This is a genomic window from Streptomyces sp. CC208A (assembly GCF_030010625.1).
In the GTDB taxonomy this organism is placed as follows: Bacteria; Actinomycetota; Actinomycetes; order Streptomycetales; family Streptomycetaceae; genus Streptomyces.
Genome location: NZ_JASCXN010000008.1, coordinates 98204 through 112538, shown reverse-complemented (window position 1 = coordinate 112538; position 14335 = coordinate 98204). Strand labels below are relative to the sequence as shown.

The 14335-nt window shown below is 73.6% G+C and carries 14 protein-coding genes; 10 read left to right on the top strand and 4 right to left on the bottom strand.

Annotated elements, in window-relative coordinates:
• Positions 1 to 187: 187 nt before the first annotated feature.
• Complete coding sequence (locus tag QK442_RS11920; protein WP_282693867.1) at positions 188 to 1339, top strand: hypothetical protein; 1152 nt, start codon at positions 188 to 190, stop codon at positions 1337 to 1339.
• Here the strand turns inward: QK442_RS11920 and QK442_RS11915 are convergent.
• Positions 1336 to 2187, bottom strand: a complete 852-nt coding sequence (locus QK442_RS11915; RefSeq protein ID WP_282693866.1) for a class I SAM-dependent methyltransferase — start codon at positions 2185 to 2187, stop codon at positions 1336 to 1338. The genes QK442_RS11920 and QK442_RS11915 overlap by 4 nt on opposite strands.
• Before the next feature lie 146 nt (positions 2188 to 2333).
• Here QK442_RS11915 and QK442_RS11910 point away from each other — a divergent pair, with 146 nt between their 5' ends.
• Both QK442_RS11910 and QK442_RS11905 read left to right on the top strand, forming a co-directional pair.
• Positions 2334 to 2924: a TetR/AcrR family transcriptional regulator gene (locus QK442_RS11910; protein WP_282693865.1), complete on the top strand. Its 591-nt coding sequence runs from the start codon at positions 2334 to 2336 to the stop codon at positions 2922 to 2924.
• A gap of 158 nt (positions 2925 to 3082) precedes the next feature.
• Complete coding sequence (locus QK442_RS11905; RefSeq protein ID WP_282693864.1) at positions 3083 to 4450, top strand: NAD(P)/FAD-dependent oxidoreductase; 1368 nt, start codon at positions 3083 to 3085, stop codon at positions 4448 to 4450.
• Positions 4451 to 4492: 42 nt separating this feature from the next.
• On the opposite strand, the gene QK442_RS11900 is transcribed toward QK442_RS11905, so the two are convergent.
• A complete protein-coding gene (locus QK442_RS11900; protein ID WP_282693863.1) occupies positions 4493 to 5266 on the bottom strand; it encodes a L,D-transpeptidase family protein in 774 nt (257 codons plus the stop codon).
• A 154-nt stretch (positions 5267 to 5420) separates the two neighbouring features.
• Between QK442_RS11900 and QK442_RS11895 the strand changes: the two genes are divergently transcribed.
• From QK442_RS11895 to QK442_RS11885, 3 genes are all read left to right on the top strand, one after another.
• Entirely contained in the window at positions 5421 to 5879 is a 459-nt protein-coding gene (locus QK442_RS11895) for a GNAT family N-acetyltransferase (RefSeq protein WP_282693862.1), read from the top strand.
• A gap of 90 nt (positions 5880 to 5969) precedes the next feature.
• Positions 5970 to 7049, top strand: coding sequence for a dihydrodipicolinate reductase (locus QK442_RS11890; protein ID WP_282693861.1), 1080 nt, complete (start codon positions 5970 to 5972; stop codon positions 7047 to 7049).
• A complete protein-coding gene (locus tag QK442_RS11885; RefSeq protein WP_282693860.1) occupies positions 7046 to 7534 on the top strand; it encodes a carboxymuconolactone decarboxylase family protein in 489 nt (162 codons plus the stop codon). The genes QK442_RS11890 and QK442_RS11885 overlap by 4 nt, the downstream gene beginning before the upstream one ends.
• Before the next feature lie 48 nt (positions 7535 to 7582).
• On the opposite strand, the gene QK442_RS11880 is transcribed toward QK442_RS11885, so the two are convergent.
• Together QK442_RS11880 and QK442_RS11875 are read right to left on the bottom strand one after the other, a co-directional pair.
• A complete protein-coding gene (locus QK442_RS11880; protein WP_282693859.1) occupies positions 7583 to 9232 on the bottom strand; it encodes a GMC oxidoreductase in 1650 nt (549 codons plus the stop codon).
• Positions 9233 to 9440: 208 nt separating this feature from the next.
• Positions 9441 to 10550: an asparaginase gene (locus QK442_RS11875; protein ID WP_282693858.1), complete on the bottom strand. Its 1110-nt coding sequence runs from the start codon at positions 10548 to 10550 to the stop codon at positions 9441 to 9443.
• A 129-nt stretch (positions 10551 to 10679) separates the two neighbouring features.
• Here QK442_RS11875 and QK442_RS11870 point away from each other — a divergent pair, with 129 nt between their 5' ends.
• From QK442_RS11870 to QK442_RS11855, 4 genes are all read left to right on the top strand, one after another.
• A complete protein-coding gene (locus QK442_RS11870) occupies positions 10680 to 11144 on the top strand; it encodes an Lrp/AsnC family transcriptional regulator (RefSeq protein WP_282693857.1) in 465 nt (154 codons plus the stop codon).
• A 195-nt stretch (positions 11145 to 11339) separates the two neighbouring features.
• Positions 11340 to 12140: an endonuclease gene (locus QK442_RS11865; protein WP_282693856.1), complete on the top strand. Its 801-nt coding sequence runs from the start codon at positions 11340 to 11342 to the stop codon at positions 12138 to 12140.
• An 88-nt stretch (positions 12141 to 12228) separates the two neighbouring features.
• Entirely contained in the window at positions 12229 to 13500 is a 1272-nt protein-coding gene (locus QK442_RS11860; protein ID WP_282693855.1) for a VWA domain-containing protein, read from the top strand.
• The gene (locus QK442_RS11855) at positions 13500 to 14321 is read left to right on the top strand and encodes a hypothetical protein (protein ID WP_282693854.1); all 822 of its coding nucleotides are present in this window, start codon (positions 13500 to 13502) and stop codon (positions 14319 to 14321) included. Before QK442_RS11860 ends, QK442_RS11855 begins: the two co-directional genes overlap by 1 nt.
• Positions 14322 to 14335: the final 14 nt, after the last annotated feature.

Below are 14335 nucleotides of genomic sequence, written 5' to 3'. Positions count from 1 at the left end.
CCACCGGGGGCGACCGAACCCGTCCCCGTCGGGTCGTCCGATCGGTGGACCCCCTGGTCCACCGGAGGGGGCAGAGGGCGTAGACGGGTGGGTGAGGGGGCCGGGGCTCCGGGGGACGGAGGATCGGGGGGCGGGAGGGGCCGGTTCGCGCGGTGTCCTCCTTCCGTCCCGCCCCGAGGAGCCCGAGATGACGAAGATCCGCCGCACGTCCCGTACCGCTCGCGTCCTGCTGTCCGCGGCGGTCGCCGGGGGCCTGCTCTCGGGATGCGCCCAGGCGGGCCCGGCTCCCGCCGCCACCGGAACCGTCATGCCTCCGGCCTCCGCCGGGTCGACCCCGGCGCCCGCGCCGAAGGCCGGGACGCTGCTCGTGAGCGACTTCGGGGCGGACACCGTGACGTTCGTCGATCCCGCGCGCGGGGCCACCGGTTCCGTGCGGGTGGGGACCGCGCCGTACGGGCTGGCGGTCGGGGAGGACGGGCGGGCGTGGGTCGCGACCGCCGAGGGGGTCGCCGTCGTCGACACCGCCGCCCGGGAGCGCCTGGCCCTCGTGCCGTACCGGACGGACACCGGTCCTGTGACCACCGGCGAGTACCGGGGCGGCGGGATGGGCATCGCGCTCTCGCCGGACGGGAAGCGGGTGTACGTGGGGGTGAACGTGCCCGGCGGGAACGGGACCCTGGAGGTGATCGACACCGCGTCCGTGGAGGTCGTGGACGTGGTGGAGGTGGGGCGCCGGCCGTTCGACGTGGACGTGAGCCGGGACGGCTCCGCCGTGTACGCGACGAACCACGACTCCTTCGACGTGACCGTCGTCGACGCGGGCTCGCTCGACGCCCGGCGCGTCGAGGTCGCCCCGTACGGCACCGGGGGCGGGCTCGGTTCCTGGCTGAAGCCGCACTACGCGGCCGTGCGCCCCTCGGACGGGAAGCTGCTGCTGCCGTTCGAGGGCGAGCGGCTGGCCGTCGTGGACCCGGCCACCGGGAAGGTCGGGATCGAGGAGATGACCGCGAACACCCACCAGCACGGGGCGACCGTGACGCCGGACGGGACGCTGTTCGCCGTCGGCACAGGACCGATCGACCCGAGCGTGGACCGGGGCCCGTCGCTGACCGTGCGGTCGCCCGGGGGCGTCGAGCGGGTCTACCCGCTCGACGGGCCGCACGAGGACGTGGCCGTCTCGGAGGACGGCCGGACCGCGTATGTGACCGGTGGTTTCACCCGGGACGGCTACTGGGACGGGATCAGCGTCGTCGACCTCGCCTCGGGCGAGGTGAAGCGCCTCGCGGCCGGGTCCCGTCCGCTCGGCGTCGTCGTCCTGCGGCTTCCGGAAAGCCGCTAGGAAGCACGCCGGTCCGCCGTGACCAGCCAGGCCGTGCTGAGGAGCCGCACGGTGCCGTCGGGCGCCTGGTGGGCGCGGAGGTGGTCGGTGAGGGCGGCGCGGGCGCGGGTCCCGGCCGGTTCGTCGGCCTGCCGCATCAGGTGGCGGCCGGGGCCGGTGCCCAGCAGGAAGTCCGCCGCGTCGGCGGCGTCCCGGCCCCAGGTGCCGTACGCCCTGCTCTCCTCGATCTCCACCGACGTGAATCCGGCGGCGGTGAGAACGGCGCGGACGTGGTCGGGCTCGGCGAGGGAGAACATGCCCGGCTCGCCCGGGCGGGCGGGGTCGCCGACGGGGAGGATGCCGCGCAGGGAGGCCATGGCGGTCGCCCAGCCGTTGAGGGCGGGGTCGGACGGGCAGACGAAGGCGATCCGTCCGCCGGGGCGCAGGGCGCGGGCGATGTTGCCGAAGGCCGCCTCGGGGTCGGCGAAGAACATGATGCCGTAGCGGCTGATCGCCGCGTCGAACGCGCCCTCGTCGAGGGGGTGCGTCTGGGCGTCGCCCCGGGTGAAGGCGACGTTGCCGACGCCCTCGCGGGCGGCCAGGGCGCGGGCCTCGGCGAGCATCGGGCCGGACAGGTCGAGGCCCAGGGCGTGTCCGCGCGGGGCGCGCCGGGCGGCGAGCCGGGTGGTGCGGCCGGCGCCGCAGCCGATGTCGAGGGTGCGGTGGGCGCCGGCGATTCCGGCGGCGGTGAGCAGCGGCTCGTCGAAGCCCTCGTTGACGGCGTTCCAGCGGTCCTGGTGGCGGGCCCAGTGTTCGCCTTCGGGGCCGTTCCACGCCTGGTCCTGCGCGGTGTTGACGATGCCGGTCATGGCTGCCTCCAGGGGTGACGTAAAGAATGGGCGAGTGCCCATTCTTGCGCGGCCCATAGTATGGGCGCATGCCCATTCCGGCAACGCCGTCTACGATCCAGGCAGTCGGGATGCCGGAGAGACACGAGGGAAAGGACGGCAGGGTCATGTCACCGCGTGGAGTGGCGACGCCGGACGTGCGCGAGCGACTGTTCGCGGCGGCCGAGCGGATCGTGGAGAGGGACGGGCCGGGCGCGCTCACCAGCCGGTCCGTGACCACCGAGGCGGGCTGCGCCAAGGGGCTGTTGCACACGCACTTCGCCGGGTTCGACGAGTTCGTGGCCGAGCTGTGCCTCGACCGTTTCGCCCGTACGGCGGTGAAGGCGGAGGCACTGGCGGGGGCCGTCGGGCAGGGCACGGTGGCCGGGAACCTCGACGCCGTCGTCTCGGCCCTCTTCGACTCCGGCGGCCCCGCCGTCTCCGGCCTCGCCATGGCCCGGCCCGCCGCCTCGCTCCGCGTCCGCGAGGCACTGGAAGGCGGGGCGCCGGGCTTCGCGGCGATCGAGGGGGCCGTCGCCGCCTACCTGGAGGCCGAGCGGGGTCTCGGCCGCGTCCCCGCCTCCCTCGACCCCGCCACGGCGGCCCTCGCCCTCGTCGGTACGAGCCACCACCTCCTGATGACCACCTGGCCCGACTCCCCCGACCCCCGCCCGGCGGTACGCCGCCTGGTGACCGCGCTGGTCGGGGCGGGGGCCTGAGGCGAGGGCGGACCGGGGCGGACCTCGCCGAAGAGCGATACCGCCGCATTGGCGATAGAAAGGGTGAACCACGGATAGTCAGCGAAAAGCTGCCGTACGCGCCCTTATGGGGTCATAGGCGACGGCGCTTTGCACGCTCATAGGGAAGGGCGGACAGCGTGACGCGACCGAGGATCCTCGTGGTGGGCGCCGGTTTCGCCGGAGTGGGCTGTGTGAAGCGGCTCGAACGGCGGCTCACGGAGCGGGAGGCGCGCATCACGCTGCTCTCCCCCTTCTCGTACCAGCTCTATCTGCCGCTGCTCCCCCAGGTGGCGTCGGGCGCCCTGACCCCGCAGTCGGTGGCGCTGTCGCTGCGGCGCAGCCAGAAGTACCGGACGCGGATCGTGCCGGGCGGTGCGGTGGGCGTGGACACGGCGGCGAAGGCCGTGGTCGTCCGGACGATCACCGGGGAGTACGAGGTGGAGCCGTACGACCACCTGGTGCTCGCGCCCGGCAGCGTGACCAGGACCTTCGACATCCCTGGGCTCTCCGACCACGCCCGGGGCATGAAGACCCTGGCGGAGGCCGTCTACGTCCGGGACCACGTGATCTCCCAGCTGGACCTGGCGGACGCGAGCGACGACGAGGCCGAGCGGGCCGCGCGGCTCCAGTTCGTGGTGGTCGGCGGCGGTTACGCGGGCACCGAGACGGCGGCCTGCCTCCAGCTGCTCACCCACAACGCGGTCAAGCGGTATCCGCGGCTCGACCCGGCCCTGATCAAGTGGCACCTGGTGGACATCGCGCCGAAGCTCATGCCGGAGCTGGGCGAGAAGCTCGGCAAGGCCGCGATGGACATCCTCACCCGGCGGGGCATCCAGGTCTCGCTGGGGGTGTCGGTGGCCTCGGTGGACGACGAGGCGGTCACCCTGACGGACGGCCGGGTGCTGCCCTGCCGCACCCTGATCTGGACGGCCGGCGTGGCCGCGAGCCCGCTCGTCGGCACGCTCGGCGCGGAGACCGTGCGCGGCCGGCTGGCGGTGACCCCGGAGATGAACGTGCCCGGCCTCGACGGGGTCTGGGCGCTCGGCGACGCGGCGGCCGTGCCGGACGTCGCCAAGGGCGAGGAGGGCGCGATCTGCCCGCCGACGGCCCAGCACGCGATGCGGCAGGGGAAGACGCTCGCCGACAACCTGGTGGCGACCCTGCGCGGGGAGCACCTGCGACCGTACACCCACAAGGACCTGGGCCTGGTGGTGGACCTCGGCGGGATGGACGGCGTGTCGAAGCCGCTGGGCGTGGAGCTGCACGGGGCGCCGGCGCAGGCGGTGGCACGGGGCTACCACTGGGCGGCGCTGCGGACCAATGTGGCGAAGACCCGGGTGATGACGAACTGGCTGCTGAACGCGGTGGCCGGGGACGACTACGTAAGGACCGGGTTCCTGGCCGCGAAGGCGGGGACGCTGCGGGACTTCGAGTACACCGACGCGTATCTGACGCCGGAGCAGGTCCGGGAGCACACCGGGGCGTTCCGGGGAGCGGTCGGCTGATCCCGCGCCCCGCGACGCTCCGGCCGGCTCCCGGACGCCCGTTCAGCGGGCGAGTTCGGGGGCCGGTCCCATGACGACGACGGGTTCGGCGGCCGGGTCGAGGGCGACGAGGAGGGTGCGCAGGTCGTCCCGGTCGAGGGCGACGCACGCCTGGGTGGGGCCGCCGTGGTCGACGTGGATCCAGACGCCGCCGCCCTTCCCCGCGCCGAGGGGGCGCTCCTTGTCGAGCGGGGTGCGGCCGGGGACGCGGTTGTAGTCGATGGCGATGACGTGGTCGAAGGAGCCTTCGAGGGGTTCGCCGTGGAAACCGGTGCCGCTGATGGCGAACTCGGGGTCCTCGTCGTACGGGAGGCGGGCGCCGGGGTCCGGCAGCCGTCCGCCGGCGTCGCCGAGGCGGAAGACGCCGGTGGGGGTGCGCAGGTCGCCGGCGACATGGTCGGCGGTCCAGCCCTTGAGGGCGTTGCGCGCGGACCAGGGGCCGCCGGCCTGGTACCAGCGGCCGTCGGGGCCGCGCTGATGGAGGACGGCGGTGGCGGTGTTGCTGTTCTCGGTGTCGCCGGTGACGACGAGGGCCTGGGCGGTGCCGTCGGGGAGGCGGGCCTGGGTGAGGGGGCCGATGCCGGGGATGCGGGAGACGCCGTCGGGGCGGGCGTCGGTGGCCTCGGTCGCGCCGGAGGGGGTCGGTGCGGCGGAGGTCTTCACGGTGGTGGGCGGGGTGGTGGGGGCGGGGTGTGCGCAGCCGGTGAGCAGCAGGGCCGCGCACAGGGTGCCGGCGCCGAGGAGCGCGGGGGCGCCCTTGCGGACGAAGGCGGGCATGGGAAGGCATCCTCCTGGCCGGGGGCAGTGGAGCGATCCGTACCCGCTCGGCGGGCGGCGGCGCGCGGGAGGGCGGCGGCCCACCCGTACGGAGGAGCGGGCGGGCCCGGGAAAGCGGTTGACCGGCCGGCGGCGGGCGGGGTTGGCTGCCCGGATGAACGTTCTTGAGGGGTCCGGGGAGCTGCGGGTCGTTCCGGCGGCGGGCGAGCGGGAGCTGGCCGACTGGCGGGCGGTGCACAACGCGATCATCCCGACGGCGGTGCTCTCCGCAGAGGAGGTGCGGGAGCGGGCCGGGCGCAACCGGCTGGAGACGGCGTACCTGGACGGGGTGGCCGTGGGGTGTTCGACGGTGCGGCCGCCGGACGAGGAGACACCGGCGGCGACGGTGATCGCGCGCGTCCTGCCGGAGTACCGGCGGAGGGGCTTCGGGACGGCTCTGTACGAGCGGGGGCTCGCGCACGCGCGGACGCTGAGCGAGGACGGGGTGGAGACGGTGGTGCTGGCCTCGAACGAGGAGGGGCTGCGCTTCGCGCTGGCGCGGGGCTTCACGGAGGTGGAGCGGTATCTGCTGCCGGGGGACACGATCCCGTTCGTGGCGCTGCGGCTGGCCTGATCTCCCGTACGGCACACGCAATCTGACGTAGCGTCATATCGGGGGGCCGCGGGTCTGGGAACCTCGCTCCCCCGGCGCTACCCTCCGCGCATGATACGGACGGTGGTGTGGGGAACCGGAAATGTCGGGCGGGCGGCCATCCGGGCCGTGGACGCCCATCCCGGGCTCGAACTCGCGGCGGTCCTGGTCTCCGACCCGGCGAAGGTCGGCCGGGACGCGGGGGCGCTCGCGGGGCTCGGACACGAGCTCGGCGTGGCCGCGACCGACGACGTCGGGGCGGTCCTCGGCACGCGGCCGGGGGCCGTGGTGTACGCGGCCTCCGGCGACGTGCGGCCCGACGGGGCGCTGGCGGACGTGGTGCGGGCGGTCGCGGCGGGCGCGGTGGTGGTGACGCCGTCGCTGTACCCGCTGTACGACCCGCGGAACGCGCCGCCGGAGTTCCGCGAGCCGGTGCTCGCGGCGGTGGCGGAGGGCGGCGGGTCGCTCTTCGCGTCCGGGGTGGACCCGGGCTGGGGCAACGACGTGCTGCCGCTGCTCGTCAGCGGGCTCGGCACGACCGTGGACGCGGTCCGCTGCCAGGAGATCTTCGACTACTCGACGTACGAGCAGGAGTTCTCCGTGCGCGAGCTGATCGGCATGGGCAAACCGCTGGAGTACGAGCCGCCGATGCTCCTCCCGTCGGTCCCGACGATGGTGTGGGGCGGGCAGATCCGGCTGATGGCCCGGGCGCTCGGCGCCGAGGTGGAGGAGATCCGCGAGACGGTGGACCGGCGGCCGCTCGAAGCGGCCGTGAGGACGCGGACGATGGGGGTCTTCGAGGCGGGCACGCAGGGCGCGGTCCGCTTCGAGGTGCAGGGGATCGTCGGCGGCGAGCCGCGGATCGTGATCGAGCACGTGACCCGGATCCATCCGTCCTGCGCGCCGGACTGGCCGGTGCCGCCGGACGGCGCCGGGGCGCACCGGGTGGTCGTCGAGGGCCGGCCGCGGATCGAGGTGACGGTGGCGGCCGTCGACGAGGGCGAGAACCGGGCGGCCGGCGGGAACGCGACCGCCGTCGGGCGTCTGGTCGGGGCGATCGACTGGCTGGCGGCGGCCGGGCCGGGACTCTACGACGCGCTGGACGTGCCGGTGCGTCCGACGGTGGGGAAGCTGGGAAGGAGACCGCGATGATCATCGACATTCCCGAGGGGCAGGAGCCGATCGGGTACGTGTGGGGCGACCTGGTCCCGGGGATCGGGACGGCGGCGGCGAACTTCTCGCTGTCGGTGTACGCCCATACGACCCTGGGGCTGCGCGAGTTCGAGGCGGCGCGGCTGCGGATCGCGCAGATCAACGGCTGCCGCTTCTGTCTGGACTGGCGTACGGACCGGGACGGGGTGAAGGTCGAGGAGGGCTTCGACGAGCTGGTGGCGGCGTGGCGGACGACGGAGGTGTCGGAGTCCTTCGACGCCCGGACGCGGCTGGCGGCGGAGTACGCGGAGCGGTACGCGCTCGACCACCACGGTCTGGACGAGGAGTTCTGGGCGCGGATGACCGCGCACTACGGCCAGGCGGAGATCGTGGAGCTGACGATGAGCCTGGGGTCGTGGCTGGCCTTCGGGCGGCTGAACCGGGTGCTCGGGCTCGACGAGGTGTGCGTGCTGCCGACGGGGTGAGGGGGCGTGCGGAGGGCCGGCCGGTCCTCCGCACTCCGCGGGTCACGTTCAGAAGTCCTCGGCGATGAGGCGCTCGATGTTGCGTTCGGCGAGGGCGGTGATGGTGACGAAGGGGTTGACGCTGGTGTTGCCGGGGATGAGGGCGCCGTCGATGACGTAGAGGCCCCGGTAGCCGTGGAGGCGACCGTGGTTGTCGGTGGCGCGGCCGAGGACGGCGCCGCCGAGCGGGTGGTAGGTGAGGTGGTCGCCCCAGATCTTGTAGGCGCCGAAGAGGTCGGTGCGGTAGATCGTCCCCTCCTTGGCGTTGATCCTGTCGAAGATGGACTTCGCCATGTCGATGGACGCCTGCTTCCAGGACCGGTCCCAGCTGAGGTCGACCCTGCCGGTGGCCGGGTTCCAGGTGAACTCGGCGCGGTGCGGGGTGCGGGTGATGGAGAGGTAGAAGGAGGCGTAGGTCTCGATGCCGGTGGGGAGCGGGGCGACCTCGGCGAAGGCTCCGCCCGCGTCCCAGTTGTCGATACCGGCGGTGGGCATGGCGGACTGGAGGGTGCCGGTGGGGTCCCACATGTGGTTGGCGCGGCCGCACATGACGTTGCCGTTGTCGCCCCAGCCCTTGCCGATGTGCTCGTTGAGGGCGGGCAGCGCGCCGGTGGCCTTGAGCCGGGTGAGGAGCTTGCTGGTGCCGACGCTGCCGGCGGCGAAGAAGACCCGGTCGGCGCGGACGGTCTTGGTGGCGAGGGTGGCGCCGGTGGTGTCGATCTGGTCGACGGCGACCGTGTAGCCGCCGGCGGCGGCCGGGGTGACCGAGGTGACCCTGTGGAGGGCGGAGACGGTGACCCGGCCGGTGGCGGCGGCCTGGGCGAGGTAGGTCTTCCGCAGGCTCTTCTTGCCGTGGTTGTTGCCGTAGATGACCTCGCCCGCCAGGGCGGACTTCGGGACGGTCCCGGCGGCCTCCTGCTTCATGTAGTCCCAGTCGTAGACGTTGGGCACGAAGACGAAGGGGAAGCCGGAGCGCTGGGCGTGCTTGCGGCCCACGCGGGCGTACTGGTAGGCGGCCGTGTTCTCCCACCAGGTCTCGTCGACGGGGGTGACGCCGAGGCCCGCGTTGGCGCGCGGGTAGTAGGTGGCGTACATCTCGGCCGGGTCGACGGTGGGGAGGATCTCGGGGAAGCGTTCCCGGCGCGGGGTGACGGCCATGCCGCCGTTGACGAGGGAGCCGCCGCCGATGCCGCGGCCCTGGTAGACGGTGATGCCGGCGAAGTCCTCGGCGTCGAGGATGCCGGTGTGGCGGGGCACGTCCTTGTCGAGGGGGTAGCCGAGGAACTGGCTCAGCGGCTGCTTGGTGCGGGTGCGCAGCCAGAAGGAGCGGTAGTCGGGCCGGGTGGTGTTGGCGAAGATCTTGCCGTCGGGGCCGGTGGCGTCCCAGGCCATGCCCATCTCGATCATGTGGACGTCGACGCCGGCGCGGGCGAGGCGGAGGGCGGCGACGGAGCCGCCGTAACCGGTGCCGATGACGAGGACGCGGACGTGGGAGCCGTCGGGGACGGGGCAGACGTTCAGGCCGGGGACCTCGGCGCGGGCGGGGGTGGCGAGGGTTCCGGCCAGGGCGGTGGCGCCGAGAAGGGAACCTGTTCCGGTCAGGAAGCGGCGGCGGCTGGTCCCGTGAGTTCCCTGGGCGGACAGGGAGCGTTCACTCATGTGATCTTCCTCACTCGTGAGCGAATGGGAACATGTTCTACGACCGCTCGTCGAGGAAGTCACGAGAAACCGACGGGTAACTTGTGGCTGGATATGCCCTCTTGATCGACCCGGCCGCAGGGGGGCGGGCCGGGTCCGAAGGGTTGTTTCCGGCCCGCGGGCGGAGGAGGGGGAGGTCGACGCCCGCGAGCCGGTGATCGGGGAGGCGTCAGACGCGCACCGGGAGCGGCGCGGCCTCGCGGGAGGTGCCGGTGGCGAGGGCGGGTTCGGCGCGGACCGGGCCTTCGAGGAGGCGGCGCAGGAGCACGGTGCGGCGGGCCGGGTCGTCGCCGTCGGTCGCGGCGAGGAGGGCGGCCAGGACGGCGATGCGGGCCTGGCCGGCCCGGAGGGTGCCGGCGAGCAGACCACCGGCGGCGACCAGGTCCACGGCGCCGCCGCCGGTGTAGATCTCGGCGAGCGGACCGGCGGGGACGCGGGTGGTGACGGCGACGAGGACGCCCTGGGCGGTGGCCTCGGCGACGGCCTCGGCGATCTCCGGGGTGGCGTTGCCGGCGCCGGTGGCGACGAGGACGATGCCGCGGGCCCCGGCGGCGAGGGCCGCGTCGAGGTGGAGCCGGTCGCCGTCGGTGTGATGGAAGACGATGTCCACCCGGGGCAGCGCGGGGCCGCCGGAGGCGTCCGGGTCCGCGGTGCGGGCGGCCTCCGGCAGCGGGAGGACGGCCGGGCGGTCGGGCAGGCGCTCGATGTCGACGCGGGAGAAGCCGACCCGGCCGAGCCGCTCGGCCGAGGGGTCGGAGAAGGCGTCGGCGGCCAGGGTCTGGGTCTTCACCGTGCCGCGGGCGGCGTGGACGCGGCCGTCGAAGACGACCAGGACGCCGAGTTCGCGGACGGTGGCGGCGACCTGGAGGGCGTCGTACAGGTTGCCGGGGCCGTCGCCGTCGCCGGTGCCGAAGGGGCGCTGGGCGCCGGTGAGGACGACCGGGCGGGCGTCGTCGTGGTGGAGGTCCAGGAGGAAGGCGGTCTCCTCCAGGGTGTCGGTGCCGTGGGTGACGACGATGCCGTCGACCCCGGGGTCCGCGAGGGTCTCGTGGACCGTGCGGAGCAGCGCGAGCTGGTGGGCGGCGGTGAGGCGCGAGCTGTTGACGTTGAAGAGGTCGCGGACCTCGACGGTCACGCCCTCGGGCAGCGGGGCGGTGGCGAGGACGGCGTCGCCGGAGGCGTCGGCGGCGTAGCCGGTGCCCTGCCAGCGGCTGGCGATCGTGCCCCCGGTGCTGATGACGACGATCCGGCGCGGGGTCCCGTCGTTCGTCCGCTGCATGTCCGTCGCCTCCCTGGCTGCCTGGGCCCCGGCGGTTCCGGGCCTGGCCCGCAACCATAGGCCAAAAGTATGAGCACGCGATTGCCGATATGGGCGGAGAAATGTTTCGGCGTGGCAGATGATTGCGCCATGGACAGAATCGATCTCCATATCTTGCGTGAGCTCCAGCAGGACGGCCGGCTGAGCAATCAGGAGCTGGCCCAGCGGGTCGGCCTGAGCCCCTCCCCCTGCCTGCGCCGGGTGCGCCAGCTGGAGCAGGACGGGGTGATCCGGGGCTACCGGGCGGTCATCGACCCGGAGGCGGTGGGGCGGGGCTTCGAGGTGCTGGTCTCGGTCGAGGTGAAGCGGGACCGGGAGACGGTGGAGGCCTTCGAGGAGGCGCTCCAGTCGATCCCGGACGTGATCGAGGCGTACCGCCTCTTCGGCAGCCCGGGGTGCCTGCTGCGGATCGCGGTCGCGGACCTCTCGGCGTACGAGCGGCTGTGGATCGAGCAGTTGACGGCGCTGGCCGGGGTCACCGAGGTGAACTCGCAGATCATCATGAAGCGGATCAAGGAGCCGAAGGGGATGCCGGTGGACCTCCGGGACGCCTGAGGCCGAAGGGGCAGGCTTCCCCCTCGGACAGTTGTCCTGTATGCGAGAACGTCACCGAATGGCTCTTTGTCCGTAACACGACAACACCCTCTCCCGTGCCACCCTCCCGGATGACACGCAGTCAACACGCGTAGAGCACCGGGCCCTGAGCCGGGGACGGCGCTCACCCGCGTGCCGTCCCCGGAAAGGGCCCCCATGTCGGTTGCACGGATACGCAGATGGAAGGTCTGGGCGGCGGTTCCCGCCGCCCTCGTCGGACTCACGCTCCCCGCGGTCACGGCGACGCCCGCCGCCGCCACCACGACCGCGTACGACAGCACGTACTACAAGAACGCGATCGGGAAGACCGGCACCCAGCTCAAGTCCTCGCTGCACACCATCGTCAGCGGCCAGAGCAAGATCTCGTACGACGCGGTCTGGAACGCCCTCAAGACCCTCGACCAGGACCCGAACAACACCGCCAACGTGCTGCTCCTGTACAGCGGCACCTCGCGCAGCAAGAACCTCAACGGCGGCTCCGTCGGCGACTGGAACCGCGAGCACACCTGGGCCAAGTCGCACGGCGACTTCGGCACCTCGACCGGCCCCGGCACCGACCTGCACCACCTGCGGGCCTGCGACGTCCAGGTCAACAGCATCCGCGGCAACAAGGACTTCGACAACGGCGGCGGCGCGGTGAACGGCGCCCCCGGCAGCTACACCGACTCGAACTCCTTCGAGCCGCGCGACGCCGACAAGGGCGACGTGGCCCGCATGATCCTCTACATGGCCGTGCGGTACGAGGGCGGCGACGGCTGGCCGGACCTGGAGCCCAGCGAGTCGACCTCCAACGGCAGCGTGCCCTTCCACGGCCGCCTCTCGGTCCTGAAGCGGTGGAACGAGCAGGACCCGCCGAGCGCCTTCGAGGAGCGCCGCAACAACATCATCTTCTCGACCTACCAGGGCAATCGGAACCCGTTCATCGACCACCCGGAGTGGGTCGAGGCGATCTGGTAGTCCGTCAGGACCGCGCACCGGGCTCCCCGCCGGCGGGGAGCCCGGCCCCGGTTTTGGTTTGTCGGACGATCCTCAATACGATCCGCCGATGATCACGAGAAAACGGCTGGCGACCGGAGCCTGCGCGCTGCTCGTCGCCCTGACCGCCGCACTGCTGCCGACGAGCGCGTCCGCCGACGAGCCGGCGGCGAAGGAATCCCCCAAGGTCGAGCTCGTCCTCGACGTCAGCGGCTCCATGCGGGCCAAGGACATCGACGGCAAGTCCCGCATGAGCGCCGCCAAGCAGGCGTTCAACGAGGTCCTGGACGCGGTGCCCGAGGAGGTCCGGCTCGGCATCCGCACGCTCGGCGCCGACTACCCGGGCAACGACCGCAAGCGCGGCTGCGAGGACACCCGGCAGCTGTACCCGGTCGGGCCGCTCGACCGGACCGAGGCCAAGACCGCCGTCGCCACCCTGGCCCCCACCGGGTGGACCCCGATCGGCCCGGCGCTGCTCGGCGCGGCCGACGACCTCGGCAAGGACGGGGCGACCAAGCGGATCGTCCTCATCACCGACGGCGAGGACACCTGCTCCTCCGACCCGTGCCAGATCGCCCGCAAGATCGCGGCCGAGGGCATCCACCTCGTGATCGACACCCTGGGCCTGGTGCCGGACGCCAAGACCCGGCAGCAGCTCACCTGCATCGCCGAGGCCACCGGAGGCACGTACACCTCCGTGCGCCACACCGAGGAACTCTCCCGCCGGGTACGCCAGCTGGTGGACCGCGCCGCCGACCCGGTGGTGACCCCGGTCGCCACCGAGGGCACCCGGCAGTGCGCGGACGCCCCGCAGCTCAGGCCCGGCCTCTACACGGACCGCGAGACCTTCGGCGAGCACCGCTGGTACAAGGTCGACCTGCTGCCCGGCCAGGAGCTCCGCGCCTCCGTCAGCGTCTCGGCCGACCGGGCCGTGAACAACGACTACGGCGTGCTGCTGCGGGCGGTGACCAAGCACGGCCGGGAGATCGTGCGCGGCTCCGAGGCCGGTGACGGCCGCACCGACGTGATCTCGACCGGTCTGCGCTACCCGAAGCCCGAGCGGGACGACGCGGACGCGGACGGCAAGCCAGCCGCCGAGACCGTCTGCCTCCAGGTCAGCAACTCCTTCTCCGCTCCCCCGGCGGTGAAGACCACGCCCGGCATGCCGATCGAGCTGACCGTGGACGTGGTGGACGGCCCGGCGAGCGCCTCGGACGTGGCCTCCTTCGGGCTCGGCCGCGGCTGGTGGCTGCTCGGCGCGCTGGTGCTCGCCGGTTTCCTGGCCGGTCTGATCTGGGGCTGGCTGTCCCGCTGGCGCGTCGCCGTCTGGAGGACCCACTGATGCGTACCGTACGGATGCTCGCGGCCGCCGCGCTGGCCGGCGCCGCCCTGCTGGGACCCGCAGCGCCGGGCGCCCTCGCCGACACCCCCACGCCCTCGGCCGACCCGAGCGCGGGCCCCACGGAGGCCGGCACCACCTTCCGCACCGCCGCCGCCTTCCGGCCGGGCCAGGAGGCCACCGCGCAGGCGGCGACGGGCGACTACCTGTACTGGGTGTTCCCCGCCGACACCGGCGAGCGGCCCACCGTGAAGGCGACGGTGACGCTCCCGGAGAGCGCCCTGCGGCACGGCCCCTCCACCTGGCGGGTCGACGTGTACGACGGGCTGCGGCGCCGCCAGCCGTGCATGTACGGGTCCCAGTCCCGTACCGCGGCGAAGGAGACCGGGGCGCTGGAACTCGCCTGCGTGCTGCGCCCGGTGCGGGCCTCCGCCGACGCCTGGGCGAACGACCCGCTGCCGGGCAGCTACTACGTCCGGCTGACCGTCACCGGGCTGCCGGAGGAGGACCTGGGGCAGCCGTTCTCGGCCCGCGTCGGCGTCGACGTCTCCGACAAGGGCGGCGCGTACGCCACCGACGGGGCGCTCGCCGCGCCGCTGGTGCCGGGCGCGACCACCGCCGAACTGGCCGAGGCCGAGGAGGAGGCGGGGCGCCGCACCGCGGTGGAGGCCGCCGCCCCTGAGGGCGGCTGGTCCTCCGGCTGGTGGTCCGACCGCTGGATCTGGACCGCGGCCGGCGGTGTCCTCGCCGCGCTCGCGGGCATCGGCGGCTACGCCCTGACCAGGGGTTCGGGCCGTCCTCCGCGGGTTCCGCCCGCCGTCTGAGCCCCTCCCGCCCC